Origin of the sequence: Streptomyces sp. NPDC001634, assembly GCF_040298185.1 — a bacterium.
In the GTDB taxonomy this organism is placed as follows: Bacteria; Actinomycetota; Actinomycetes; order Streptomycetales; family Streptomycetaceae; genus Streptomyces.
This window is the reverse complement of record NZ_JBEOZU010000090.1, coordinates 1-24,585: the sequence shown is the minus strand read 5'-3', so window position 1 is coordinate 24,585 and position 24,585 is coordinate 1. Positions and strand designations below refer to the sequence as shown.

25 protein-coding genes are annotated in these 24,585 nt (G+C 71.6%); 14 read left to right on the top strand and 11 right to left on the bottom strand.

The genetic code is table 11. The features are described 5' to 3' along the window. Positions 1–71: 71 nt before the first annotated feature. Entirely contained in the window at positions 72–998 is a 927-nt protein-coding gene (locus tag ABT186_RS39030) for a cyclase family protein (RefSeq protein WP_351230243.1), read from the bottom strand. A gap of 84 nt (positions 999–1,082) precedes the next feature. Between ABT186_RS39030 and ABT186_RS39025 the strand changes: the two genes are divergently transcribed. The 4 genes from ABT186_RS39025 (at position 1,083) to ABT186_RS39010 (ending at position 5,814) form a co-directional block, all read left to right on the top strand. Next, positions 1,083–1,994, top strand: a complete 912-nt coding sequence (locus ABT186_RS39025) for an SDR family NAD(P)-dependent oxidoreductase (protein WP_351929136.1) — start codon at positions 1,083–1,085, stop codon at positions 1,992–1,994. Between the two features lie 188 nt (positions 1,995–2,182). Then, the gene (locus ABT186_RS39020; RefSeq protein ID WP_351230239.1) at positions 2,183–3,337 is read left to right on the top strand and encodes an acyl-CoA dehydrogenase family protein; all 1,155 of its coding nucleotides are present in this window, start codon (positions 2,183–2,185) and stop codon (positions 3,335–3,337) included. A gap of 70 nt (positions 3,338–3,407) precedes the next feature. Beyond that, positions 3,408–4,457 carry a Zn-dependent alcohol dehydrogenase gene (locus tag ABT186_RS39015; RefSeq protein ID WP_351230270.1) on the top strand — a complete coding sequence of 350 codons (1,050 nt, stop codon included), beginning with the start codon at positions 3,408–3,410 and terminating at the stop codon, positions 4,455–4,457. A gap of 82 nt (positions 4,458–4,539) precedes the next feature. Next, a complete protein-coding gene (locus tag ABT186_RS39010) occupies positions 4,540–5,814 on the top strand; it encodes an MFS transporter (RefSeq protein WP_351230237.1) in 1,275 nt (424 codons plus the stop codon). On the opposite strand, the gene ABT186_RS39005 is transcribed toward ABT186_RS39010, so the two are convergent. Beyond that, positions 5,701–6,741 (bottom strand): GlxA family transcriptional regulator, encoded by a 1,041-nt coding sequence (locus ABT186_RS39005; RefSeq protein ID WP_351230235.1) that lies wholly within the window; start codon positions 6,739–6,741, stop codon positions 5,701–5,703. The two genes, ABT186_RS39010 and ABT186_RS39005, sit on opposite strands and share 114 nt — an antisense overlap. A 71-nt stretch (positions 6,742–6,812) precedes the next feature. On the opposite strand from ABT186_RS39005, the gene ABT186_RS39000 reads away from it, so the two are divergent. Next, the gene (locus tag ABT186_RS39000; protein ID WP_351230233.1) at positions 6,813–8,114 is read left to right on the top strand and encodes an MFS transporter; all 1,302 of its coding nucleotides are present in this window, start codon (positions 6,813–6,815) and stop codon (positions 8,112–8,114) included. A 15-nt stretch (positions 8,115–8,129) separates the two neighbouring features. On the opposite strand, the gene ABT186_RS38995 is transcribed toward ABT186_RS39000, so the two are convergent. From ABT186_RS38995 to ABT186_RS38980, 4 genes are all read right to left on the bottom strand, one after another. Beyond that, positions 8,130–8,747, bottom strand: coding sequence for a flavin reductase family protein (locus tag ABT186_RS38995; protein ID WP_351230231.1), 618 nt, complete (start codon positions 8,745–8,747; stop codon positions 8,130–8,132). 166 nt (positions 8,748–8,913) lie between these two features. Then, positions 8,914–9,693: an enoyl-CoA hydratase/isomerase family protein gene (locus tag ABT186_RS38990; RefSeq protein WP_351230229.1), complete on the bottom strand. Its 780-nt coding sequence runs from the start codon at positions 9,691–9,693 to the stop codon at positions 8,914–8,916. A 160-nt stretch (positions 9,694–9,853) separates the two neighbouring features. Continuing rightward, complete coding sequence (locus tag ABT186_RS38985; RefSeq protein WP_351230227.1) at positions 9,854–12,079, bottom strand: acetate--CoA ligase family protein; 2,226 nt, start codon at positions 12,077–12,079, stop codon at positions 9,854–9,856. A gap of 115 nt (positions 12,080–12,194) precedes the next feature. Continuing rightward, entirely contained in the window at positions 12,195–13,394 is a 1,200-nt protein-coding gene (locus ABT186_RS38980; RefSeq protein ID WP_351929134.1) for a flavin-containing monooxygenase, read from the bottom strand. 240 nt (positions 13,395–13,634) lie between these two features. Between ABT186_RS38980 and ABT186_RS38975 the strand changes: the two genes are divergently transcribed. From ABT186_RS38975 to ABT186_RS38960, 4 genes are read left to right on the top strand one after another with little or no spacing between them, the layout of a single operon-like run. After that, complete coding sequence (locus ABT186_RS38975) at positions 13,635–14,087, top strand: DoxX family protein (RefSeq protein ID WP_351230223.1); 453 nt, start codon at positions 13,635–13,637, stop codon at positions 14,085–14,087. After that, a complete protein-coding gene (locus tag ABT186_RS38970; RefSeq protein WP_351929132.1) occupies positions 14,084–14,524 on the top strand; it encodes a Zn-ribbon domain-containing OB-fold protein in 441 nt (146 codons plus the stop codon). Before ABT186_RS38975 ends, ABT186_RS38970 begins: the two co-directional genes overlap by 4 nt. Positions 14,525–14,532: 8 nt before the next feature. Next, on the top strand, positions 14,533–15,135 hold the full coding sequence (locus ABT186_RS38965) for a GNAT family N-acetyltransferase (RefSeq protein ID WP_351230219.1): 603 nt from the start codon (positions 14,533–14,535) through the stop codon (positions 15,133–15,135). Positions 15,136–15,188: 53 nt separating this feature from the next. After that, positions 15,189–16,088, top strand: a complete 900-nt coding sequence (locus ABT186_RS38960; RefSeq protein ID WP_351929130.1) for a GNAT family N-acetyltransferase — start codon at positions 15,189–15,191, stop codon at positions 16,086–16,088. Between the two features lie 108 nt (positions 16,089–16,196). Here the strand turns inward: ABT186_RS38960 and tnpA are convergent, their stop codons facing one another. From tnpA to ABT186_RS38945, 3 genes are all read right to left on the bottom strand, one after another. Beyond that, entirely contained in the window at positions 16,197–16,661 is a 465-nt protein-coding gene (gene tnpA / locus ABT186_RS38955) for an IS200/IS605 family transposase (RefSeq protein WP_351929144.1), read from the bottom strand. A gap of 55 nt (positions 16,662–16,716) precedes the next feature. Further along, the gene (locus ABT186_RS38950; protein WP_351230216.1) at positions 16,717–17,382 is read right to left on the bottom strand and encodes a pyridoxine/pyridoxamine 5'-phosphate oxidase; all 666 of its coding nucleotides are present in this window, start codon (positions 17,380–17,382) and stop codon (positions 16,717–16,719) included. Between the two features lie 66 nt (positions 17,383–17,448). Then, positions 17,449–18,624, bottom strand: a complete 1,176-nt coding sequence (locus tag ABT186_RS38945) for a thiolase C-terminal domain-containing protein (RefSeq protein ID WP_351230214.1) — start codon at positions 18,622–18,624, stop codon at positions 17,449–17,451. Positions 18,625–18,722: 98 nt separating this feature from the next. On the opposite strand from ABT186_RS38945, the gene ABT186_RS38940 reads away from it, so the two are divergent. Beyond that, positions 18,723–19,952, top strand: a complete 1,230-nt coding sequence (locus ABT186_RS38940; protein WP_351929128.1) for an acyl-CoA dehydrogenase family protein — start codon at positions 18,723–18,725, stop codon at positions 19,950–19,952. Beyond that, positions 19,949–20,422 (top strand): nitroreductase family deazaflavin-dependent oxidoreductase, encoded by a 474-nt coding sequence (locus ABT186_RS38935; protein WP_351929126.1) that lies wholly within the window; start codon positions 19,949–19,951, stop codon positions 20,420–20,422. The genes ABT186_RS38940 and ABT186_RS38935 overlap by 4 nt, the downstream gene beginning before the upstream one ends. Before the next feature lie 9 nt (positions 20,423–20,431). Here the strand turns inward: ABT186_RS38935 and ABT186_RS38930 are convergent, their stop codons facing one another. Continuing rightward, a complete protein-coding gene (locus tag ABT186_RS38930; protein ID WP_351929124.1) occupies positions 20,432–21,058 on the bottom strand; it encodes a LysE family translocator in 627 nt (208 codons plus the stop codon). 82 nt (positions 21,059–21,140) lie between these two features. Between ABT186_RS38930 and ABT186_RS38925 the strand changes: the two genes are divergently transcribed. Then, positions 21,141–21,593 (top strand): Lrp/AsnC family transcriptional regulator, encoded by a 453-nt coding sequence (locus ABT186_RS38925; protein WP_351230818.1) that lies wholly within the window; start codon positions 21,141–21,143, stop codon positions 21,591–21,593. Between the two features lie 134 nt (positions 21,594–21,727). On the opposite strand, the gene ABT186_RS38920 is transcribed toward ABT186_RS38925, so the two are convergent. Beyond that, entirely contained in the window at positions 21,728–22,363 is a 636-nt protein-coding gene (locus tag ABT186_RS38920) for a TetR family transcriptional regulator (RefSeq protein WP_351230828.1), read from the bottom strand. A gap of 156 nt (positions 22,364–22,519) precedes the next feature. Between ABT186_RS38920 and kbpA the strand changes: the two genes are divergently transcribed. Both kbpA and ABT186_RS38910 read left to right on the top strand, forming a co-directional pair. After that, positions 22,520–23,332 carry an AfsK-binding protein KbpA gene (kbpA, locus tag ABT186_RS38915; protein WP_502973468.1) on the top strand — a complete coding sequence of 271 codons (813 nt, stop codon included), beginning with the start codon at positions 22,520–22,522 and terminating at the stop codon, positions 23,330–23,332. Positions 23,333–23,590: 258 nt separating this feature from the next. Continuing rightward, positions 23,591–24,585, top strand: a 995-nt coding sequence (locus ABT186_RS38910) for a serine/threonine-protein kinase (RefSeq protein WP_351929122.1), incomplete at its 3' end; no start/stop codon positions are given.

Sequence of the window (24,585 nt, the reverse complement as noted above, 5' to 3'; positions counted from 1 at the left end):
GGATGGCGGCGCGCGGTGCCGTGCTCGGGGCGAGCAGCGGCGCGCCGCCAGACCGACCTTTGCGGGGGCCTTCAAAGAATGGCGACCGGGGCCACGGGGGTTCCGGTGCCGCCGACGAAGGGTTCGGGCATCGCCGACAGCAGAAAGCTGTAGCGTCCCTCTTCTCCACAGGCTGTGGACAACTCTTCGAGATTCCAGTTCTGGCCCTGCAACATCCCCATCTCCACGAGATCGAGCGCATGGACGGGCAGCCACAGATCCTCGATCTCGGGAGGGAAGATCTCGAACGTGAGCGTGTCGTTCGCGACCGCGGCCACATCGCGCGCGTGGAACCACTCCGGGGTGCGCACGGACAGCCCTGGCGACGGATAACCGTAGGACTGCTTGTCGCCCGCGAGGCAGGTCCGGATCTGCCCGGTCCGTACGAGCACGATGTCCCCCGCCCGTACGCGCGTACCGGCGAGTTCCTCGGCCGCGTCGAGGTCCTCCGGGGTGACGGCATGCGAGCTGTCGAGCCGCTCCTTGTTCAGGGCGCGGGGAATGTCGAGCAGGACCCCGCGCGAGACGATGTGCCGCGGCTTGTCGATGCCGCTGAACGCGGCGCCGCCGTGGGGTGTGATCGTGTCGGCCGGGCGGCCGTTGTAGAGCTTCCCGGAGTGCGAGACATGGGTGAGCGCGTCCCAGTGGGTGGCCGCCTGGAGTCCCATGGTCACGGCGTCGTCGCTGCACGCGACGGTGCCGGGCCCGAACAGCTCCTGGTTGATCTGCACCATCACGTGCAGGGGATTGACCCGCCCGGGAATGACCCCCGTCTGCACGCCGTCCTGCTGAAGGGGAAGCGCGAGCGGAACCCGCCGCCCGGAGCGCACACAGGCGGCGGCCTCCCGCACCACCTCCTGGGTGATGAGGTTGAGGGTCCCGATCTCGTCGTCGACGCCCCAGCGCCCCCAGTTGTTCACGCGCTTGGCGATCTCATGGAACTCGGCAGGCAGTGACATGAGTCCTCCCCGGGGCTTGTCTCCGAGTATCTGACGGGTCATAAAATCTAACGGTCCGTCAGAAACCGCGGGAAGGGGCCGGGCGTGGGGAACTTCTTGGCAGGCAAGGTCGTCGCCGTGACGGGTGCGGGCCGTGGGATCGGACGGGCGGTGGCGCTGGCAGCGGCGGCGGAGGGAGCACGCGTCGTCGTCAACGACCACGGGGTGTCCGTGGAGGGCGCCTCCCCCACGAGCGAGGTCGCCGCGGCCGTGGTCAAGGAGATCGAGGCGGCGGGCGGAGAGGCCGTCGCGGTGGCGGACGACATCTCGACGATGGCGGGCGGGCAGCGGGTGGTCGACGAGGCGCTCGCCGCGTACGGCCGCCTGGACGGGGTCGTCTGCGTGGCGGGCATCCTGCGCGAACGGATGCTCTTCAACATGACCGAGGAGGAGTGGGACCCGGTCGTCGCCACCCATCTCAAGGGCACGTTCACGGTGTTCCGCGCCGCGTCGGCGGTGATGAGGGGACAGCGCTCGGGCACGCTGATCGGTTTCACGAGCGGCAACCACCAGGGCTCGGTCGCGCAGGCCAACTACAGCGCGGCGAAGGGCGGCATCATCTCCCTCGTCCGCAGCGCGGCGCTGGGCCTGCACAAGTACGGGGTGACGGCGAACGCGGTGGCGCCGGTGGCGCGGACGCGGATGTCGGCGAACGTCCCCATGGAACTCAAGGAGATCGGCGCCCCGGAGGACGTGGCGGCACTGGTGGTGTACCTCCTGTCGGACCGCGCGAAGGAGGAACGCATCACGGGCCAGGTCTACACGATCGCGGGCCCGAAACTGGCGGTCTGGGCCCAGCCGAGAGAACTGCGGGCAGCGTACGCGGAGGGCTCCTGGACCCCGGAACGCATCGCGGACTTCCTGCCCGGAACGGTGGGAACGGACCCGATGCCGCTGCTGGAGCAACTGGAGGCGATGGAGAGGGCGGCGCGGGATGGGTCACGGCCGAACGCGTGAGGATGCGCGTCTTCTCCGCCCGTCGTGGGGGTCCCCCTGCTCGAGCGGAGCCGAGAGCTTGGGGGAGTTCGAGGACGGGGCCGTCAGGCCGACAGCGGGGGTCTGGGGGCGCAGCCCCCAGGGACGGGAAGGGCAGGGGCGGCGGGGGCGAAAACCCTTTGGGCCGGCACCACGACAAGGCGGAGACCATGGATTTTGGGTTCGGTCCGGAGGACGAGACGTTCCGCAGCGAAGCAAGGGCCTGGCTGCAGGCCAACCTTCGCGGCAAGCCGAACCGGCGTGACTGGGAACGAACGCTCGGCCGCGCCGGCTGGATCGGCCTCGGCTGGCCGGAGGACGGCCACGGCAACCGCCGCGCCACCCTCACCCAACAGGTCGCCTGGGCCGAGGAGTACGCCCACTCCCAGGCACCCCCTCGCTCCGGCCACATCGGCGAGAACCTCCTCGCCCCCACCCTCATCACCCATGGCACCCCGCAGCAGAAGTCCCGCTTCCTGCCCCCCATAGCCCGCGGCGAGGAACTCTGGTGCCAGGGCTACAGCGAACCCGGCGCCGGCTCCGACCTCGCCGGCGTCCGCACCACCGCCGTACGCGACACGCCGCACTCGTACCGCATCACCGGTCAGAAGATCTGGACCTCCCTCGCCCACGAGGCCGACTGGTGCTTCGTCCTCGCCCGTACCGACCCGGCCTCGCACCGCCACCACGGCCTCACCTTCTTCCTCGTACCGATGGACCAGCCCGGCCGCATCGAGGTCCGCCCCATCCGCCAGCTGACCGGAACGAGCGAGTTCAACGAGGTGTTCTTCGACGGCGCGACGGCCCGCCCCGAGCACGTCGTCGGCGACGAGGGAGGCGGCTGGCGCGTGGCGATGAGCCTGCTCGGCTTCGAACGGGGCGTCTCCACCCTGGCCCAGCAGATCGGCTTCGCACGGGAGCTGGGCGAGGTCGTACAGGCGGCGGTCACCACGGGCGCGGCGGACGACCCGGTCGTACGCGACCGCCTGGTGCGGCAGTGGGCCGAGCTGCGCGCGATGCGCTGGAACGCCCTGCGCACGCTCGGCGACACCACGGACGCGGGCGCACCCAGCGTGGCCAAGCTGCTGTGGGGCCGCTGGCATCAGCGGCTGGGCGAGCTGGCGATGGAGGTCCGGGGCGCGGCGGGGGCGGCAGGTCCGGCCGACTGGTCGCCGACGGCGCCCTACCAACTGGACCCGTTCCAGCACCTGTTCCTCTTCGGCCGGGCCGACACCATCTACGGCGGCTCGGACGAGATCCAGCGCACGATCATCGCCGAGCGCGTGCTCGGCCTGCCGAAGGAACCCAGGGGACCCAAGGGCTGAGGGAGTTGCGATGCCAGGCGCGACAGGCGGCGAGATACGAGGCGCGATACCAGGCGCGATACGAGGCGCGATACGAGGTGTGATCTACGACGGCGTACAGACGCACGTCGTGGACGACCTGGAGGTGAGGGACCCGGGCCCCGGCGAGGTGCAGGTGGCGATCTCCGCGGCGGGACTGTGCCACAGCGATCTGTCGGTGGTGGACGGGACCATACCCTTCCCGGTTCCCGTGGTGTTGGGCCATGAGGGCGCGGGCGTGGTGGAGGCGGTGGGCGACGGCGTCACCCACGTCCGGCCCGGAGACCATGTGTCGCTGTCGACCCTGGCGAACTGCGGTGCGTGCGCGCAGTGCGACCGGGGACGGCCGACGATGTGCCGGCAGGCCATCGGCCGGCCGGGTCGGCCGTTCACCCGGGACGGCAAGCCGGTGTACCAGTTCGCATCCAACTCCGCCTTTGCGGAACGGACCGTGGTGAAGGCTGTCCAGGCGGTCCGCATCCCCAAGGACATCCCGCTGCCGTCGGCGGCGCTGATCGGCTGCGGCGTCCTGACCGGGGTGGGAGCCGTGCTCAACCGCGCGCGGGTGGACCAGGGCGACACCGTGCTCGTCATCGGCACGGGCGGGATCGGCCTCAACGTCATCCAGGGCGCACGGATCGCGGGCGCGTCGCGGATCGTGGCCGTCGACGCCAACCCGGCGAAGGAGGCGGTGGCACGCCAGTTCGGCGCAACCGACTTCCTCCCCTCGACGGACGGGGTGAAGGACCTTCTCCCCACCGGTGCCGACCACGCCTTCGAGTGCGTGGGCCGGGTGGAGCTGATCCGCGCGGCCATCGACTCCCTGGACCGCCACGGCCAGGCGGTCCTCCTCGGCGTACCGCCGGCGACGGCCGAGGCTTCGTTCCTGGTCTCGTCGATGTATCTGGACAAGTCCATCCTGGGCTGCCGCTACGGCTCCTCCCGCCCGCAACGGGACATCGCGCTCTACGCCCAGCTGTACCGCGAAGGCCGTCTGCTTCTGGACGAGTTGGTGACGGCGACGTACCCGGTGGAGGACTACGAGAAGGCTGCGGCGGACGCGCACGCGGGGAGGGTGGCGAGGGGGGTGCTGACCTTCTGAGTGCCTCCGGGTCTCGTCGGGTTTTCCACAGGCCTTTGAAATCCGGTGGGGCGCTGTCGGTGCCTCCCCCTAGCGTCGTCCCATGACCTACCGCGATGTCGCCTCCGGACAGGTGCTGGCCTGGGCCTGCGTATCCATCGGTGCCCGTATGCCGGTGGCCATGGCACCCTTGGCCCTGGTCTTCCTGGTGCGCGAGCGGCCCGGTGGCTATTCCCTGGGTGCAACCCTCGCCGCCGCCTATGTGATCGGGGAGATCATCGGCGCTCCGCTGCTGGGCCTGCGCCTGCGTCCCGAGCGCGCCCGCCCTCAGCTGGCCGCGGGACTCGCGGCCGGAGCCGCCGGATTTGCGGGCCTCGGCGCGTTACCGGGCGCGCACCCCGTGGTCCTCGCGGCGTTCGCGGTGCCGGCGGGATTCGCCCCGGCCCAGGCCACCGGTGCTCTGCGCGCGCTGCTCACGGCCCTGGTTCCAGAACGTGCCGTGGCGCAGGCGCTGTCCTTCGAATCACTGCTGGTGTCCGGCATATGGGCCGTCTCCCCGGCCGCGGTGACCGGCCTCGCCCTCGGCGTCGCCCCGCGCGTCCCGCTGCTCCTCGCTGCCGCCCTTTTGGTGTCGTCGGTTGCGGGCCTGTGGCTCCTGCCCGCCGGCTGGGACGCGGGCGATGGGGACCGGGCGGGCAGGCGGCTGCTCCGGCCCCTCCTCGCCGCCTGGCCGGCGTACGTCACGGGCGCGGCCGGCCTCACCACGCTCGGCCTGGTCGAACTGGTCCTGCCCGCCCTCCTCGAACAGCGCGGCGTCGGCGTCGGCTGGTCCGGTCCGCTGCTGGTGGGGCTGTCGCTGGGCGCGGCGCTGGGTGCTTTCCTGTACGGCGTGCGCTCCTGGCCGGGGCGGCTCCGCACCCACAGCGTGGTGCTGCTGTGCGGGACATCGGTCTGCGTGGCCCTCGTCGCGCTGATACCGGCAGCGGCCGCTATCGCGGCCATGCTGGTCTTGAGCGGCGTGCTCCAGTCGGGCGCGCTGCTCACCCGCAACCTGTCCCTGCGCGAGGCCCTGCCACCGAGCGCCCTGGCCGCGGGCTACTCCGTGATGTACGCGGCAGCGGGCGCGGGCTACGCGGCGACGGGCTCCCTCGCCGGCGCCCTGCTCCGGACGGTGGCCCCGTCCACGGCCGTCCTGGTCGGTGTGGGTCTCACCCTGGTGCTGACGGCGCTCGGCTGGTGGGGTGAGGTCCGTCGCGCGGGCCGTTCAGCGCAGGGCGTCCACACCGTCGTACTTCCTGGAGCCGCCGCCGTCGAAAACGCCCCCGGCTCGGAAGGTCCGTCGGTAAGCGGTGGGGGTGACCCCGAGGGCCGCCTGTAGGTGCTGCCGCATCGACTGGGCGGTGCCGAAGCCGGCGTCCTGTGCCACCTGGTCGATCGACAGGTCGGTGGACTCCAGCAGATGACGGGCCCGTTCGACGCGCTGCTGGGTGAGCCACTGTCCGGGGCTGACGCCGACCTCTTCGCGGAAGCGGCGTGTGAAGGTGCGCACGGACATGGACTCCTGCTCGGCCATGTCGCGCAGCTGGATGGGCTCGTGCAGACGGCCCAGCGCCCAGGCGCGGGCGGCGGTCGTGGTCGCCAGCTGCGGATCGGGCACGGGGCGGTGGATGTACTGCGCCTGTCCGCCGTCGCGATGGGGCGGTACGACCGTACGGCGGGCCACCTCGTTGGCGACCGCGGTGCCGTGGTCTCGCCGCACCATGTGAAGGCACAGATCGATCCCGGCCGCGACCCCCGCCGAGGTCAGGACATCGCCGTCGTCGATGAAGAGGACGTCCGCGTCGACCATGATCTGCGGGAAGAGCCGCTGGAAGTGCTCGGCGTCGGCCCAGTGCGTGGTGGCGGGGCGGCCGTCGAGGTACCCGGCGGCGGCGAGGACGTAGACGCCGGTGCAGATGGAGGCGAGCCGGGTGCCGGGCCGGATGTGCGCGAGCGCGGCGGCCAGCTCGTCGGTCAGCACGCCCTCCTCGAAGACCGGACCGAGCTCGTACGACGCCGGGACGATGACGGTGTCCGCGGTGGCGAGTGCCTCCGGGCCGTTCTCGACGTGGATGGAGAAGTCGGCGTCCGTGGCGACGGGGCCCGGTGGCCGGACGGAGCAGGTGACGACCTCGTACAGATGCCGCCCCTGCGCGTCCTTGGGGCGCCCGAAGATCCGGTGCGGGATGCCCAGTTCGAAGGGGAGCAGCCCGTCCAGGGCGAGAACGACGACGCGGTGGCGACGGAAACGTTCGGCGGCGGTCATGGCCCGATCCTAACGAATGCTGTCCCTCGGGCCACTCGATCGGCGGGGATGCAGCCCGGAAGCTCTATGGCGTGACCCAGACAACCGCACCCACATCGACCGCCAAGGAACCGCACCCCACGACGCATCGCATCCACCGCGCCTGGTTCGTCGCCGCCGTCACCTTCGTGACGATCATCGGCGCGGCAGCCTTCCGTTCGCTGCCGGGCCTGCTGATCGACCCCTTGCACCAGGAGTTCCACTGGTCGCGCGGCACGATCGGCGCGGCGGTGTCGATCAATCTCGCGCTCTACGGCGTGACCGCGCCCTTCGCGGCCGCCCTGATGGACCGCTTCGGCATCCGCAGGGTCGTCGCCGTGGCCCTGGCAGTCATCGCGGCGGGCTCGGGCGCGACTGTGTGGATGACGGCGGCCTGGCAGCTGTTGCTCTGCTGGGGGCTGCTGGTCGGCCTGGGTACCGGCTCGATGGCCCTGGCGTTCGCGGCGACCGTCACCAACCGCTGGTTCACCGAGCGGCGCGGCCTGGTGAGCGGCATCCTCACCGCCGCCTCGGCCTCCGGACAGCTGATCTTCCTCCCCCTGCTGTCCTGGCTGGTCGAGAACCACGGCTGGCGCCCGGCCGCCGTGACGGTGGCCCTCGCCGCCCTCGCGGTCATCCCCTTCGTCTGGCTGCTGCTGCGGGACCACCCGGCGGACGTGGGCCTGAAGCCTTACGGCGCCCAGCAGTTCGTACCCAGGCCGGAACCTGTGCCCGGCGCCGCCCGCCGCGCCGTCACCGTGCTCCTCTCGGCGGTACGCACGGGCCCGTTCTGGCTGCTGGCCGGAACCTTCGCGATCTGCGGCGCCTCCACGAACGGGCTGATCCAGACCCACTTCGTCCCGGCCGCCCACGACCACGGCATGCCGATCACGGCGGCGGCCTCGCTCCTCGCGGTCATCGGCGTCTTCGACGTCGTCGGCACGATCGCCTCGGGCTGGTTCACGGACCGCTTCGAACCGCGCCGCCTGCTCGCTGTGTACTACGCCCTGCGCGGCACCTCGCTCCTCTTCCTGCCCATGCTCCTGGCCCCGGCCGTCCACCCGCCGATGATCTTCTTCATCGTCTTCTACGGCCTGGACTGGGTCGCCACCGTCCCGCCCACCCTGGCGCTGTGCCGGGAGCAGTACGGCGAGGACAGCGCCATCGTCTTCGGCTGGGTCCTGGCCTCGCACCAGGTCGGCGCGGCCCTGGTCGCCTTCCTCGGCGGCGTCGCGCGGGACACGTTCGGCTCGTACGACGTGATGTGGTACGCGTCGGGCGCGCTGTGCGCGGCGGCGGCGCTGATGGCGCTGGTGATCCGGCGGCGTCCGGCGGGGGTTCCGGCACTCGCCTGAACCGGAGGGGGACGGCTACACGAAACGGCCCTTGTGGAACAGCAGCGGAGTTTCCTCGCTGTCGCCGGTTCCCAGGGCCTCCACCCGGCCCACCACGATCAGATGGTCGCCTCCCGTGTGCACGGCGTGGATCGCGCAGTCGATCCACGCCGTGGCGCCCGCAAGGCGCGGGGAGCCGGAGAAAGGTGCCGGTTCGTGATCGACGCCGGCGAACTTGTCCGCGCCGCTGACGGCGAAGCCGCTGCACAACGCGCCCTGGTGAGCGGCGAGTACGTTCACGCAGAACACGCCCGCGCGGGCGATCCTCGGCCAGGTCGTCGACGTCCGGCCGACCATGAACACGACCAGCGGCGGATCGAGGGAGAGCGACGAGAACGACTGGCAGGCGAAGCCGGCGGGTCCGCTCTCGCCGTCCGCGGCGGGCGCGGTGATCACGGTGACGCCGGTCGCGAAGTTCCCCAGGACGCGCCGGAACTCGCCCGAGGCGACCGGCGCCCGCTCGTCCGCCCCGACGGCCCGCAGTTCGGGGCGCGGCAGCGCTTCGACGGGCCTCGCGGCCGTACCGGCCCCGACCGACCTGAGGTAACGGACGGCGGTGGCCGCCATCCCTGCGTGTCCCATCACATCACCCATTGAAACTGACGGTATGTCAGAAGTGAAGCCTCGCAAGGGGGTCAAGTGAGCCCGGAAAGGGGATCAGTGGCTCCGACAGGGGGATCAGCGGCTCCGACGGGGGGATCAGCGGCTCCGACGGGGGGGATCAGTGGCCCCGACAGGGGATCAGGGCCCCGACAGGGGATCAACGGCCTCGGTAGCGGGGTTCCCGCCGCTCCACGAAACTCGCCACGCCCTCGTTCGCGTCCGCCGTCGTCATGTTGATCTCCTGGGCGGCGGCCTCGGCGGCGAAGGCGGTGGCGCGGTCGGTGTCCAGGGAGGCGTTGACCAGCTGCTTGGTGAGTGCCAGGGCACGGGTGGGGCCGGCGGCGAGGCGCTCGGCCCACTCGCGGGCGGTCTTCTCCAGGCCGTCCGCCGGTACCACCCGGTTCACCAGCCCCAGCCGCTCCGCGTCCGAGGCCGTCAGGGCGTCGCCGAAGAACATCAGTTCCTTGGCGCGCTGCGGCCCGGTCAGCCGCGGCAGCAGATACGCGCCGCCGCCGTCCGGAACCAGGCCACGGCGTACGAACACCTCGATGAACCGGGCGGAATCGGCGGCGAGTACGAGGTCGCAGGCGAGGGCGAGGTGCGCGCCGAGGCCGGCGGCGATGCCGTTCACCGCCGCGATCACCGGTTTCTCGCAGTCGAGGACCGCGGCGACCAGACGCTGGGCACCCCGGCGGATGGTGCGCTCCACGTCGCCGGGGATCCGCTGACCGGCCGCCGCCCCGCTGCGCAGGTCCGCGCCCGCGCAGAAACCGCGGCCCGCACCCGTGAGGACCACGGCCCGCACATCCGGGTCGGCGGAGGCGTCGAGAAATTTTTGAATGAGATGTTCGCGCAGGTCAGGGGTGATGGCGTTGAGGGATTCGGGGCGGTTGAGGGTGAGCCACGAGACGTGATTGTCAGTGGTGTGCCGTACCAATGACTCGACGGGATCTACAGGATCTACAGGATCTACGGGATTTACAGGATCCCGTGGATCTACGGGATCTACGGGATCCACGGGATCCACGGAGTCTTCGGGGGAGGACGTCATGATGCTCCGCTTCCTGTTCTGTTTCCTCAGCCGGCTGATCCGGACCTCAGCGGCACACCGCCAGCGCGTCCAGCGCCACGGCTCCCTGCCCCCTGGGCAGCACCATGAGCGGGTTGATGTCCAGCTCCGCGATCTGGTCCCCGAGTTCCAGGGCCATGCGCTCGATGCGGAGCACGACTTCGACGAGCGCATCGAGGTCGGCCGGGGGACGCCCGCGCACCCCGTCCAGCAGGGCCCGCCCGCGCAGTTCCAGCAGCATGGCCCTCGCCTGCTCCTCACCGAAGGGCGGCACGCGTACGGCCGCGTCCCGCAGCACCTCGACGAGCACACCGCCCAGCCCGACCGTGACCGTGGGCCCGAAGAGCCGGTCGTGGGAGATGCCGACGACCATCTCGACGCCCCGCTCGACCATCTGGCACACAAGGACGCCGTCGAGTTTGATCCCTTCGTAGCGCGCGATGTCGGTCAGCTCCCGGTAGGCGTCCCTGACCTGGCTGGCGGAGGTCAGCCCGATCTTCACCAGGCCGAGCTCGGTCTTGTGGGCGATCTGCGCGCCGGACGCCTTCATCACCACGGGGTAGCCGACGAGCCCCGCCGCGCGCACGGCCGCCGCCGCGCTGATCACCAGCTGCTCGCGCGGTACGCGGATGCCGTACGCCCGCAGCAGCTGCTTCGCCGCGTGCTCGCTCAGCTGCTGACCGGGCCGCATCAGCGCCTGCGCCTTGCGGAAGGACGGCGAGGGAGTGCGGGGTGCCTCGTCGAAGGGGGAGCGGTAGCCGCGGACGAAGCGGTGGTGGTCGAGGTGGGCGCGGACGGCCGTGAGGCAGTTCGCGACGGTGCGGAAGGTGGCCACGCGCGAGGAGCCGAGCAGCGTCTCGCGGTACGCCGCCTCGGTGCCGACCGGCGACCCCCACACCACGCACACCAGCTTGTCCGTGCGCTCCGCCGCGTCCACGAGGTCCTGCACGAGTTTGTCGCTCAGCGGAGGGAAGGGGCCGGTGATGGGGCAGATGAGCACCCCCACCTCCGGGTCGTCGAGGATCGCGTCGATGATCTTCCGTCCGCGCCAGTCGCCCACCGGGTGGCCGCCGTTGTCGACGGGGTTGGCCACGCTCAGGTACTCGGGGATCCACTGGTGCAGCTCGGCCTGCCTGGCCTCGGACAGGACCGGCAGACGGAGCCCCGCCTCGGTCGCCAGGTCCGCGACGTGCGCGCCCGTGCCGCCCGAGATCGAATACACGACGACGCCGTCGGCGCGCGGGGTGCGGGCACGGGCCAACAGGGCGGCGGTGTCCTGCAGTTCGTCGAGGCCGTCGACACGGATGACCCCGTACTGCCGCATCGCCGCATCGACCACGTCGTCCGCGCCGGTCAGCTTGCCGGTGTGTGAGGCGGCGGTGCGGGCGCCGGTCTCGGTGCGGCCGACCTTGACCGCGACGACCGGCACACCGCGCCGGGCGGCCCGGTCGGCGGCGAGGAGGAAGGAGCGGCCGTCCTTCAGGCCCTCGATGTAGCAGGCGATGGCGCCGACCTCGGGCTGCTCGGCGAAGTAGGAGATGAAGTCGGCGGTCTCCAGGTCGGCCTCGTTGCCGGTGGGAGCCCAGTGGGAGAGCCGCACGCCCAGCTCCTGCAGGGCGAAGACGGGCCGCCCCTGGTGCCCGGACTGGGTGATGAGCGCGATGGCCGGTCCGTCGAGGTCGTCCCGGAACCGCTCGAAGGCGTTGAGGTTGGTGTTGGGCCCGAGCAGCCGTATCCCGGCCCGCTCCACGGCTGCGGCCAGCCGGTCCTGGGCGGCGGCGCCCTCCTCACCGGTCTCGGCGAATCCGGAGGCGAAGGCGACGGCGAACTTCACCTTGGCCGCGCCGAGTTCCTCGAGGAGGGGAAGGGGGTCGGAGACGAGCAGCACGGCGAGATCGACCTGTTCGGGCAGGTCGGCGAGGGAAGGGGAGCAGGGGATGCCGAAGACGGACTGACGGGTGGGGTGCACGGGGTGCAGCCGGGCGCCGACCCGCTCCGCCCAGGCGATCAGCTGCCGGGTGATGCCGGTGTTGGGCCTCCCCTCGGCGTCGGAGGCACCGACGACGGCGACGGACTCGGGCCGGAAGAACCGGTCCAGGTCGGGGACGTCGGCGTACAGCGGCCGCCCGCTGACGTCGAGGTCGCCGACGCCGGCGGGCCTGCCGTGCACCACGGGCGAGGGTTGCTCACCGCAGGCGATGGCCCGGGCCCGGCGGGAGTCGGTGGTGAGGGTGCCGTGGGTTGATCCAAGCATCGGTCCGCCCGCTCCTGTGTGACAGCTTCAATGAACTGACGCTGTGTCAGGTTACTGAACTGACAAGGTGTCAGGAAGGGGTGAGGAACCGGCGGGTAGCCACGGGCGGCTCGGCTCAGCGTGCCGCGCGGGCCTGTTCCGTATGGCGGGCGACCGCCTTCGCTATCTTCTGCGCGTCGATGGCCAGTTCGCGGAACATGCCGCTGATCGGGTTGGTGAAGCCGGTGAAGTACAGGCCGGGGGCGGTGCGCGGGGCGCGGGCGCCATGGACGACCGGCTTGCCGCGGGCGTCCAGGACGCCGAGGTGGCCGACGAGCCCCTCCAGGGCGCGGACGTACCCGGTCGCGGCGATCACCACCTCGGGCTCGATCCGGCTGCCGTCGGCGAGGACGGTCTTTCCGCCCTCGAAGCCCTCGACGGCCGCCACGACCTCGACCTGTCCCTTGCGCACGGCGTCGATGAGCCCGACGTCCTGGACGGGAATCGATCCCTCGTTGACACGGGAGTAGAGCCCTGTGTCGGGCCGGGGCAGCCCCTGCGCCGACAGGTCCGGCACGCTGATCTTCGCCATCGGCCCGGCCAGCCGGTCGACGAGCCGCACCGGCAGCCGTCGTACGAGGATCCCGGTGAACTGGGCAGCCCACCCTGCGGTGGACCGGCGCACGATGTGGGGGGCGGTGCGCACCGAAAGCCGCACGCGCGAGGCGCCGCCCTCCACCAGGTCGACGGCAATCTCGGCGCCGGTGTTGCCGACGCCGACGACGAGGACGTCGCGGCCGGCGTACGGCTCCGCGTTGCGGTACTCGCCCGCGTGCAGGAACTCGCCGGTGCAGGCGTCGAGACCGGGCCAGTCGGGCACGTGCGGGGTGTGGTTGTAGCCCGTGGCGATGACGACCGCGCTGCCCGTCAGTTCACGGCCGCCGGTGGCGTACAGCAGCCAGCCGGTGCCGTCCGGGGCGGGCTCGATGCGCGAGACCTCGACTCCGGTGACGATCTCCAGTTCGTGGTACTCGGCGTACTTCTCCAGGTAGCGCACCACGTCGTCGCGCGCCACCCACCGCCCGAAGGAGCGCGGCATCGCAAGCCCCGGAAGGGCCGACAGCCGCCGCGTCGTGTGCAGATGAAGCCGGTCGTAGTGGCGCCGCCAGGACGCCGCGACACGGTCGGACTTCTCCAGCACGACGGCCCGTACGCCCTGGGCGCGCAGCGCGTACGCCGCGGCGAGCCCACCCGGGCCGCCGCCGATGACGTACACCGGTCGGTCCTCGTGGGAGGGCACCACGGGACGCGACGAAGCAGCAGTCGAGTCGGCCATGAGCGTGAGCGTATCCACACTCTCCGTTGATGGGTCTCGGTCAAGACCGGAATCGGTTGCGAATCGATCACGGCTGTAGGAGGAGTGGGTGGGACCGGTGACGTAGGCGGACCGGTTGTGGCGGTTCGGTGGCGTGTCCGCCGCCCGCGCGCGGGCGTGGGCGCGGCTCTTGCGCGTCCCCGGCGGGTGCGCTGAACTGACGTACCGTCAGAAAACTGGTCGGTGGGAGGGCGGCGCTTCATGGACACGATCTGGCTCACCGGCGCGGAATGGCTCGCCGTGCTCCGCATCGGGCTCGGGCTGTGGTGGCTGGAGAGCTGGCGGCACAAGGACAAGAAGGCGTGGTTCGAGCGGGGAACCGGGATCGCCTGGGCCGCCGACGTCGCGGCCAAGCATCGCTGGACGGCGGTCCGCAGCGGCTTCGACGTGGTGGTCGCGCCCCGGCCGCGGACGATGGCGTATGTGGTCGTGTACGCGGAACTGGCCCTCGGACTCGGCCTGGTCGCGGGCTTCCTGACACCGATCGCGCTGGTCGGCGGCCTGCTCCTCAACGTTCTCTACTTCACCCTCATGATCCACGACTGGGCCGAGCAGGGACAGAACTCGATGATGGCGCTGATCTCGGTGGTGGGGCTGTTCGGGATGTCGTGGCAGACGTGGTCGCTGGACAGCGCGCTGGGGCTGTTCCGGTGAGCGCGGCATCGGGCGGTGCCCGGCCCCGCCTCGACATCCCCGAAGCCGACGCCTTCACACGTACCTACTGGGACGCGGCGGCCGGGGGGCGGCTGCTGGTGCGCCGCTGCCGGGAATGCGGGCGCGCTCACCACTACCCCCGCGAATTCTGCCCCCACTGCTGGAGCGAGAACGTCACCTGGGAGCCGGCGAGCGGCCGGGCGACCCTCTACACCTGGTCCGTGGTCCACCGCAACGACCTGCCGCCCTTCGGGGAGCGCACTCCGTACGTCGCAGCCGTGGTCGACCTCGCGGAAGGGCCGCGAATGATGACCGAGGTGGTGGAGTGCGGGGAAGCCGAGCTGCGGGTGGGGATGCGGCTGGATGTGGCCTTCAGGGAAGGGGTGCCGGTGTTCCGGCCCCCAAAGCCGGTGATCGGAGCCCAGGGAGTTGGTTGAATGGCCCGATGGCCGACATACGCGAGAGGTCCCTGACCAACCCCCTCCCCGAGCTGCAGGGTCACGGCCTGCGCTTGACCTTCTGGGATCCGGAGTCCGACGCCCATCTGGACGCATGGTTCCGGGGGCTGACCGACCCGGATTTCACGCGGTGGAACACGCCGCTCAACATCGTGCGGGACATGGCAGACGCGCGGAAGTCGCTGCGGTCGAAGGCGGAGGGCACGGCCAACGGAACGAATGCGTCGTTCCGGGTCACGGACGCGGCGAGCGGTACGACGCTGGGGCACATCGGCATCAACGAGATCGACCACGTCATCCGCCTCGCCCGCGTCGGCTACTGGGTCCTTCCCGAGGCCCGCGGCCACGGGGTCGCCACCCGCGCCCTGGCCGTCGCCGCCCGCTGGGCCCTGACCGACCTGGGGCTGCACCGCCTGGAACTGGGCCATGCCCTCGGCCATGACGCGTCCTGCCGCATCGCCGAACGGTGCGGATTCCCGTACGAGGGAACGTTGCGCGGGGCGATGTGGGAGGCGGGGAGGCAGGACGCGTTCCGGGACGTGCATCTGCATGCGCGGATCGCGAGCGACCCGGAGCCGCGGATTCCGTAACCGGTCGCGGGTAGATCGCGTGCGGAGCACGGCGGTGCGGGCGATGGTGGCGTATGACTTTCGACGACGATGACTGGCAGCTCACCGGTGACCTGGAGGAGTTCCTCGGGCGGGCCGGGGCGTTCCTGCGATCCGAGCCCGCGCTGCACACCGTGCAACTGACGGTGAGCCACAAGCTGCGGACGGAGGGGGCGACCGCCTACGGGGATCGGGCGCCGTACTACGGCTGGCTCGCGGACAAGCACGGCACCGTACGGGCCACCGTCCTGCGCACGCCCCCGTACCAGCTCAACCTCACCGCCCTCACCGCCGAGGACGCCGACGCGCTGGCCGCGCGGCTCGCGCAGGACGGACGGATGATCCCGTCGGCCGGTGGCCCGGCGGAGGCGGCCGCCGCCTTCGCCGCCGCCTCGGAGAAACGCACCGGAACGACCGCCCGGCTCCGGATGCGCCAACGCCTGTACCGGCTCGGCACGCTCACCCCGCCCGAGCCCACGCCGCCCGGGAACGCCCGCCTCGCGGCGGCGGACGACCGCGGGCTGGTCGCGCGGTGGTACGCCGAGTTCTGCGCGGACGTCAGCGAGCGGGCCGCGCAGGACCCGGACGGCTGGGCCGGGAGCAAGCTCGCGCGCGGCGGGCTCATGCTCTGGGAGACGCCGGACGGCACACCCGTCGCCATGGCGGGTACCACCCCCGAAGTCGCCGGGCAGGTCCGAGTCGCCCCCGTCTACACCCCCGCCCCGTTGCGCGGCCGTGGCTACGCGGGCGCCGCGACCGCCGCGGTCAGCCGGGCCGCGCTCGACTCGGGCGCCAAGGAGGTTCTGCTCTTCACCGACCTGGCGAACCCCACGAGCAACGGCCTCTACCAGCGGCTCGGGTACCGGGCGGTGACGGACTTCTCGCTGTACGAGTTCTCGGAGCAGGGCGGCGGGGAGGGCCCATCGCGGACGTGACTTCTACCTCTGATCTTGCGCAGTGCGCCGCCCTTCAGGGCGGTGGTGAAGCGCATCTCAAGACTGCTCTGATCTCGGCTGTGGGGGTAGGGGTCCGCACTGTTGACCTCAGCTCACGGGGCGCTGCTGCCGCTCGATGTACTGCTTCACGACGGTGAGCGGCGCCCCTCCACATGAGCCTGCGAAGTAGGAGCCGGACCAGAAGTGCCCACCCCACAGGTACCGGCGGACGTGCGTGTCGTACTCCTTGCGCAGCAGCCGGGCGGAGACGCCCTTGAAGCTGTTGACCAGCTTGGAGAGCTGGACCTTCGGCGGGTAGTGCACCAGCAGGTGAACGTGATCGTGCTCGCCGTTGAACTGCTTCAACTCGGCCTCGAAGTCGTCGCACACCTCCCGCATGATCTCCTCGCACCTGTTCAACATGGCGTCGGTGAACACGCCGCGCCGGTACTTCGTGACGAACACCAAATGGACATGCAGGTTATAGACAACGTGACGACCAGTGCGAACATCGGGATTCGGATTCCATCGAGGGTCTGGCCCGCCCCCCGCACTCTGCGGATCACCGAGCAGCCCATCCTGATCACACTTCGTTCCTGACACGGCCGGCCCGGCACGCGGGCCGGGATCAGGGCCACAGCAGTTGCCTGGTCCAGCCCGCTTCCGTACGGCGGTAGGCGAGGCGTACGTGCCGGCGCCGCTCGTCGCCCTGGAAGAACTCGGCCTCCTCCGGGCGGAGGCGGTACAGCGTCCAGGACGGGACCGGGGCCTCCGGCTCGCGCTGCGCCCGCTCCCACGCCTCCTCCGACGCCCGCGCCAACTCATCGGTGGAGCCGAGTACTTCGCTCTGCCGGCCCGTGAGTGCCGCCGCCAGCGCACCGGTCGAGCGGGCGTGCAGATCCGCCTGCCCCTCCTTGGAGGGCGCGGCCGTGACCGGGCCGCGCAGCCGGATCTGGCGGCCCTGCACCGGCCAGTAGAAGCCTAGGGCGGCATACGGCCTCGCCGCCAGCTGTCTGCCCTTGCGGCTGCCCGCGTGCGTCGCGAACGACCAGCCGTCCGCGTCCGCCCCGTGCAGCATCACGATGCGGACGTCCGGCGTGCCGTCCGCGTCCGCCGTCGCCAGCGACATGGTGTGCGGCTCGGTCTGCCCCGCCGCCACCACCTCCGCGAACCACTCCGTGAACAGCGCCAGTGGCTCCGCGGGCGCCGCCGTGGGGTCGAAGGCGGGCAGCTCGGTGGTCTCCGGGTCCCACACCCGCAGGGACCTGAGCAGTTCGTGAAGATCCGTTGCCATGCCTCCGAGTATCACTCTTGGGTCCGACGCCGAAGTGCACCGCGACAGCAACTGCGCGGCCCCCGGTCAGCCCCGCCCCAGCACCACCGTCCCCGACGAGCAGAACCACCCGCCCGTCCCCGACGCCACGGCCAGTTCCGGAAGTCGCCCGCCGCTCTTCCTCACCTGTCGTGCGCCGGCCTCGCCCCGCAGTTGCCGCACCGCCTCCACCAGCAGGAACAGGCCCCGCATTCCGGGGTGCTGGGCCGACAGCCCGCCCCCGTCCGTGTTCACCGGGAGCTCCCCGCCCTCGACCAGCAGCCGCCCCTTCTCCACGAACGCCCCGCCCTCGCCCTTCCCGCAGAAGCCGAGGTCCTCCAGGGTCACCAGCGTCATATAGGTGAAGGCGTCGTAGATCTCGGCGAAGTCGATCTCCTCCGGGCGCACCCCGGCGCGTTCGAAGGCGAGTCGGCCGCTGACCACCGCCGGGGACACCGTGAAGTCCGGCCATTCGGACATCGTGGTGTGCGAGACGTGTTCTCCGGTGCCGAGGACCCAGACCGGTGCCGTACGGCAGTCCCGTACGACCTCCTCGGCCGTCAGCAGCACCGCCGCCCCGCCGTCGGACCGTATGCAGCAGTGCAGCTTGGTGAAGGGGTCCGCGATCACCGGGCCCTCCAACACGTCCTCCACCGTGATCGGGGCGCGGAACATCGCCTCGGGGTTGGCCGCCGCATTGGCCCGCGCCTGTACCGCGACCTCGGCCAACTGCTCGATCGTCGTGCCGTACTCGTGCATGTGGCGGCGGGCCGCCATCGCGTACTTGGCGATCAGTGTGTGGCCGTACGGGACCTCGAACTGGAGGGGGCCGCGGGCGCCGAAGGACAGGTTGCCCGTGCGGCGGCCCGCCCTGATGTCCGCCCGGGCCGTGGAGCCGTAGACCAGGAGCACGGCCCGTGCATGGCCCGCGGCGATCGCGTCCGCCGCGTGCGCCGCCATGACCTCCCAGGTCGAGCCGCCGACGGAGGTGGAGTCGACCCAGGTGGGCCGCAGGCCCAGATACTCGGCGACCTCCACCGGAGCAAGCGTCCCGAGCCCCGCCGACGCGAAGCCGTCGATCAGTGAGCGGTCCAGGCCCGCGTCCGCCAGGGCGCGGCGAGCGGCCTGGGCGTGCAGCGCGTAGGGCGTCGCCTCGTCCACCCGGCCGCACTCCGACAGCGATACGCCGACGATCGCGGCCTTTCGACCGGCCAGAGCAGTCATGAATCTGACGGTACATCAGATTAATTGCCGCCGGGCCTGTGCATGCGATGGTGCCCGCCCTAACATGACGCATCGTCAGATGGAGAAGGGACCCGCCCATGGATGCCCGCTTCACCGCCGAACAGGACGAGATCCGCCGTACGGTGCGGGAGGTGCTGGCCAAGCGCTGCGGGCCCGAGGACGTCCGGGCCGCGGTCCGGACCGGCTCCGGGCACGACCCGGCCCTGTGGACCACCCTCGCCGAACACCTCGGTCTCCCCGGTCTCGCGCTCCCCGAGGCCCACGGCGGTGTCGGCTGCACCATCACCGAACTCGCCCTGGCCTGCGAGGAGGTGGGGCGCTTCCTCGCCCCCTCCCCGTTGCTGTCGACGGCCGTACTCGCCGCGCCCCTGCTGCTCGCCCTCGGCACCGACGCCCAGCGTGCGGAGCTGCTGCCCCGTATCGCCTCCGGTGAGCTGACCGCTGCCCTCACCGTCCCGGGCCCGGCCCTCGCCACCGCACTCGCCCTCGTCGGCGACAACCGGGGCGACTGGGCGGGCGGCGGCCGCGCCGGCGGGATGCAGGCACGGCGGGCGGGCGGCACCTGGCGGCTGTACGGGGAGGCCGACCAGGTGCTCGACGGGCACAGCGCCGGGCTGCTGCTCGTGGCCGCGCACGCCGGGGGGTTCGCCCGGTCGCGGACCCTGCTGTTTCTCGTACGGGAGGGCGGGGTACGGACCCGGCGGACCGCTCTCGACGCGACGCGGCCCTGTGCCCGGATCCAACTGCGCGATGTGGAGGCCGAGTTGCTGGGAGAGGATGGTGCCGATGTGACCGGGGCGCTCGCCGCCGCCGGGGACCGGGCCGCCGCCGTCCTCGCCTGCGAGGCCGTGGGCGCCGCCGACCGGGCACTGGAGCGGACCGTCGAGTACGTCGGGCAGCGGGAGCAGTTCGGCCGGGCGATCGGGTCCTTCCAGGCTGTCAAGCACCGGCTGGCGGATGTGTACGTCGCGGTGCAGACGGCACGTTCGGCGGCGTACTACGCGGCCTGGGCGACCGGACAGGAATCGGGGGGTGTGGCGCGAAGCGCCTCTTTGGAAGGGCGGTGGCGGGAGACGGGAGGGCCTGTCGGCGGGCTCGCCCTCGCCCAGGCCCTTCAGGCCCTTCAGGCCGCCGCCTCGGAGGGGATCCAGCTGCACGGCGGGATCGGGTTCACCTGGGAGCACGAGGCGCATCTCTACTTCAAGCGGGCGGCCGGGGACGAGCTGCTGTTCGGCCCCGTGCACCGGCTGCGGGCGCACGCCGCCGACGCGGCGCGGCTCTTCGAGCAGAGGGAGGTGGCCGTGTGACGGCCCTGGGTGTCCGGATCGTGCAGAAGGTGTCCTCCACACGGGTCTTCGCCAGGGTCGCGCCGCACGTCGTGCCCGCGCTGGACCGTGCGGTGCACCGGCTGACCCGGGGGAAGGTCCTGCTCAGCGCGCAGCTGCTGCCGGGTGTGATCCTCACGGCCACCGGCGCGAAGAGCGGACAGCCGCGTCGTACGCCGCTGGCGTGCATGCCGGAGGAGGGCGGCAGCTGGATCCTCATCGGGTCCAACTTCGGGCGGACGGGTCACCCCGCCTGGACCGGCAATCTTCTCGTCCACCCCGATGCCGAGATCAGCTGGAAGGGGGAGGACATCCCGGTCACCGCCCATCTGCTGGAGGGGGAGGAGCGGGGGGCGGCGTGGAAGGCGGCGCTGGCCTTCTGGCCGCCGTACGCGACGTATCAGGCTCGGGTGGAGCGGGAGATCCGGCTGTTTCGGATCGTACGGCGCTGAGCGCACCCCTCAGAGCGTCGCCAGGCGCTCCACCAGCAGGAACGCGCCGATGCCGAGCATCGCGGCCCCGCTCGTCCGGGTGACCGCACGGGCCGCAGCGGGGCGCGCGGTCAGCACGGCCCGGGCCAGCACGCCGACCGTGAGGTAGACGGCGGCGCAGCACACCATGTGCGCCAGGCCGAGCACCCCCGTCTGCACCGCCACCGGCAGGTGTGCGCCCTTCGTGACCAGGAACTGCGGCAGCACGGAGAGGTAGAGCAGCAGGCCCTTGGGGTTGAGTCCGCTGATGGCGGCGCCCCGGAGGAAGACGCGGCGCCCGGGTGCGGCGGCGGGTTCCCCGGCCGCCGCACCCGGAGTGCCGGGGCTGCGCAGCACCCCCCACCCCAGCCACACCAGATACCCGGCCCCCGCCACGGTCAGCGCGGTCAGCAGCCCCGGCGATCCCGCCACCAGGACCGCGAGCCCCGCCACCGCCAGTGCCGTGTGCACCGCGTACCCGGCGACCAGGCCGGCCACCGCAGGCACCACCGACCGCCCCCGTAGTCCTGCCGCGATCGCATACGCCCAGTCGGCGCCCGGTACGCACACCAGCAGCAGGTCCACGGCGAGGAAAGAAATCATCGCTCCCGTGTCCATGCCGGGAACATTAGGCGCGATTGGCGCGAAAGTGTTTCCGAAGTTTGCCCATGATCGCGGATCCTGAGGGAAGATCTGTCCCATGGACGACATGGACCGGAAGATTCTTGCCGAGCTGCAGCAGGACGGGCGGCTGACCGTGACGGAGCTGGCCGGGCGGGTGCGGCTGAGTGTCTCGCCCTGTCACCGCCGGCTGCGGGAGCTGGAGCGGTCCGGGGCCATCACCGGGTACCGGGCGGTCGTGGATCCGGCCGCGGTCGGGCTGACCTTCGAGGCGCTGGTCTTCGTGTCGATGCGGCAGGAGGACCGGGACACGGTCGCCCAGTTCGAGCGGGCGCTGAGCGAGGTGGAGCACGTCCTGGAGGCGCAGCGGCTCTTCGGGGAGCCGGACTATCTCCTACGGGTCGCCACCGCCGACCTGGCCGCCTTCCAGCGGCTCTACGACGATCGGCTCGCGACGCTGCCGGGGGTGCAGCGGCTGACGTCCACGCTGGTGATGAAGCACGTGGTCAAGGACCGCCCGCTGCCCGCATAGCGGCGCGGCATGCACAGCGTCTCGGTGCGATGACACAGGGTGCCGAACAGTGCAGCAGGCGGCGGTCCACTTGGGTGAACCGCCGCCTGCATGACAGGACTTGGGGCCTGAACAGCGCGTCCAGTTGCCCCGGGCTACTTCATCGGCTTCTTCCCGGTCACGCCCAGATGCACCAACAGCGCCAGATTCGGCTTGAGTTCGGCCTGCTTGACGCCCCAGGACTGGAAGCCCTTCTGGTGGGAGGCCACGGACGCGAGCATCGCCACGAGCGAACCGGCCACGGCCGCCGGGTTCACGTCCTTGTCGACCCTGCCCTTGGACTGGAGCTCGGCGATCGAGTCCGCAAGGGAGTTGTTCACGGAGTTCAGGATCTTCATGCGGATCTTGTAGAAGCGTTTGTCGCCTTCGGCGGCGCCGAGGTCGACGACCCGCAGGATCGCATCGTGCTTGCGCCAGAACTCCAGGAATCCGTCCACGAGTTCCTGCGCGGTCTGCCAGCCCGCCCTGCCGACCCACGAGCGGCCCTCGAGCAGCTGGGTCAACCCGGCGCCCTCCGCGGCCATTTGCTCGGCGATCTCCAGGACGGCGCCTTCGACGTCCGGAAAGTACTGGTAGAAGGTCGCGGGTGACGTCCCCGCCTTCCGGGCGACATCAATGACTTTGACGTCCCGGTACGGCGAGGAGCTGAGCATCTCGCTGAGGCAGTCGAGCAGCTTCTGCCGAGTCGCCTGCCCGCGCCGACCGGCCACGCGGCCGTCGACGGTACGCACTTGTCCTGTCATGCCGTCAGCTTACCGAGGGGTGATCGGAGCGCGATTCGGCCGACTGCAAATGGGGAGTGGTGAGGCGATTGAGCGCTTCAGAGGCCCCTGAGGAGGGAGTACGCCCGCGAGCGCCGGTCGCAAGAGGCCGTTACCTTGGGCGGCATGGCCGAAAATCCGCCATCGTCCCCGCCGTCGTCCCCGCCGTCGTCCCCGCCGTCGTCCCCGCCTCCGTCCGCGGGCCCGGACGCCCCGGCTCCGGGGGCGGACGACGGAGCCTTCCCCGAGGGCGTCCCCTGCTGGATCGACGCGCAGTTGCCCGACGTGGAGGCGGGCAAGCGGTTCTACGGTGAGCTCTTCGGGTGGACCTTCGAGGAGGCGTACGGCTCCGCCGTGTGGGCGCTCCTCGACGGTGAACGGGTGGCCGCGCTGGTGCCCAAACGGGACGGGCGGATGCCCACCGTCTGGACGGTGTACTTCGCGACGCCCGACGCCGCCGTGCTCGCCGGGCGGATCCGGGCGGCCGGCGGCCAGGTCATCACCGGGCCCGCCCCCGTGGACACCCTGGGCACCATGGCGCTCGCCGCCGACCCCGAGGGTGCCGTCTTCGGGCTCTGGCAGGCCGGTACCCACGCGGGCTTCGGCAGGCGGCACGAACCCGGCTCCTTCACCTGGGCCGAGCTGTACGCGCGGGACACGGTCGCCGCGAACACCTTCTACACGGGCCTCTTCCACGACGCGCTCTTCGGCCCCGGTGCCGTCCCCGACTTCGGTCGCGCCCCGGTCCTGGACGCCTTCCCGGCCGAGATGCCGCCCCACTTCCTCGTCCACTTCGGTGTCGCCGACGGCGCGGGGGCCCTCGGCGCGGTCAACCGGCTGGGGGGCCGGGTGCAGGTACCGCCGTTCGAGACCTCGTACGGAAGGGTGGCGGTGGTCACGGACGATCAGGGGGCGTCCTTCGCGCTGCTCCAGAGGTAGCCGGGAGGCGCCCGGGCGCCGTAGGGGCGGCACTTCGGGGGCTCGTCGGGCGTTCCACCATGCGGGCGCCCGCTTCCCGAGAGGTGGTGTGGCGTGGTTTTGTCCTGAGACACCCCGATCCGCCCCCGGGTTCGCAACCAGTGCTCCGGACAGGAAGAATCAGGGTGCGTGCCGCCACGGCGGTGCGGTGGTGAGACGCTGCACGGGGTCGCGTGCACAAGGCGGATGACGCGACCCGTACGGGGAGGTGGCAGGCAAGTGGTGGATCAGCTGACGCAGCACGATCCGCGGCGAATCGGGCCGTTCGAGGTGCTGGGACGGCTGGGTGCCGGCGGCATGGGGCTGGTCTATCTCGCGCGCTCGGCGTCCGGCCGGCGTGTGGCGATCAAGACGGTGCGTACGGAGCTCGCCGAGGACCAGTTGTTCCGGGTGCGCTTCACCCGCGAGGTCGAGGCCGCGCGGGCGGTCTCCGGCTTCTACACGGCGGCCGTGGTCGATGCCGACCCGCGCGCGGCCGTGCCGTGGCTCGCCACCGCGTACGTGCCCGCGCCCTCCCTCGAGGAGATAGTGACCGAGTGCGGGCCGCTGCCGGCCCAGGCGGTGCGGTGGCTCGCGGCAGGGGTTGCCGAGGCGCTGCAGTCCATCCACGGGGCGGGACTCGTCCACCGGGACCTGAAACCCTCGAACGTCCTCGTCGTCGAGGACGGCCCCCGGGTCATCGACTTCGGTATCGCCTCCGGCGTATCGAACACACGCCTGACGATGACGAACGTCGCCGTCGGTACGCCCGCGTATATGTCCCCCGAACAGGCCAAGGACTCACGCAGCGTGACGGGCGCGAGCGATGTCTTCTCGCTCGGCTCGATGCTCGTCTTCGCGGCCACCGGACATCCCCCCTTCCACGGCGCCAACCCCGTCGAGACCGTCTTCATGCTGCTGCGCGAGGGCCCGGACCTGTCCGGACTGCCGGACGAGCTGCGCCCGCTCATCGAGTCCTGTATGCAGATGGAGGCCACCTCCCGCCCCAACCCGGCGGACCTTCAGGCCCAGCTCGCGCCCCATCTGTTCGGCTCCGGCTCCGACGACAGCGGTACGGCGTCGGCATGGCTGCCCGAGAAGGCGGTAACCCTGATCGAGGGGCGGCGCGGCGGGCGTCCGGCGGCGAAGCCGTCCCCTTCCGCGAACCGCAGCGGCGGCGGGCGGGCCGCGCTGCCGCCTCCGCCGTCGCGCGACCCCCTGCCGGTGCCGGCCGG

Bases quoted from the DNA above. Each gene is read 5' to 3' on its own strand.
- ABT186_RS39030 (WP_351230243.1), bottom strand. From the start codon at position 998: ATGTCACTGCCTGCCGAGTTCCATGAGATCGCCAAGCGCGTGAACAAC.
- ABT186_RS38980 (WP_351929134.1), bottom strand. From the start codon at position 13,394: ATGGCCGACTCGACTGCTGCTTCGTCGCGTCCCGTGGTGCCCTCCCAC.
- ABT186_RS38930 (WP_351929124.1), bottom strand. From the start codon at position 21,058: ATGGACACGGGAGCGATGATTTCTTTCCTCGCCGTGGACCTGCTGCTG.
- ABT186_RS38950 (WP_351230216.1), bottom strand. From the start codon at position 17,382: ATGGCAACGGATCTTCACGAACTGCTCAGGTCCCTGCGGGTGTGGGAC.
- ABT186_RS39020 (WP_351230239.1), top strand. From the start codon at position 2,183: ATGGATTTTGGGTTCGGTCCGGAGGACGAGACGTTCCGCAGCGAAGCA.
- ABT186_RS38995 (WP_351230231.1), bottom strand. From the start codon at position 8,747: ATGGGTGATGTGATGGGACACGCAGGGATGGCGGCCACCGCCGTCCGT.
- ABT186_RS38985 (WP_351230227.1), bottom strand. From the start codon at position 12,079: ATGCTTGGATCAACCCACGGCACCCTCACCACCGACTCCCGCCGGGCC.
- ABT186_RS38965 (WP_351230219.1), top strand. From the start codon at position 14,533: ATGGCCGACATACGCGAGAGGTCCCTGACCAACCCCCTCCCCGAGCTG.
- kbpA (WP_502973468.1), top strand. From the start codon at position 22,520: ATGGCCGAAAATCCGCCATCGTCCCCGCCGTCGTCCCCGCCGTCGTCC.
- ABT186_RS38960 (WP_351929130.1), top strand. From the start codon at position 15,189: ATGACTTTCGACGACGATGACTGGCAGCTCACCGGTGACCTGGAGGAG.
- ABT186_RS38975 (WP_351230223.1), top strand. From the start codon at position 13,635: ATGGACACGATCTGGCTCACCGGCGCGGAATGGCTCGCCGTGCTCCGC.
- ABT186_RS38925 (WP_351230818.1), top strand. From the start codon at position 21,141: ATGGACGACATGGACCGGAAGATTCTTGCCGAGCTGCAGCAGGACGGG.
- ABT186_RS38945 (WP_351230214.1), bottom strand. From the start codon at position 18,624: ATGACTGCTCTGGCCGGTCGAAAGGCCGCGATCGTCGGCGTATCGCTG.
- ABT186_RS38940 (WP_351929128.1), top strand. From the start codon at position 18,723: ATGGATGCCCGCTTCACCGCCGAACAGGACGAGATCCGCCGTACGGTG.
- ABT186_RS39010 (WP_351230237.1), top strand. From the start codon at position 4,540: ATGACCTACCGCGATGTCGCCTCCGGACAGGTGCTGGCCTGGGCCTGC.
- ABT186_RS39005 (WP_351230235.1), bottom strand. From the start codon at position 6,741: ATGACCGCCGCCGAACGTTTCCGTCGCCACCGCGTCGTCGTTCTCGCC.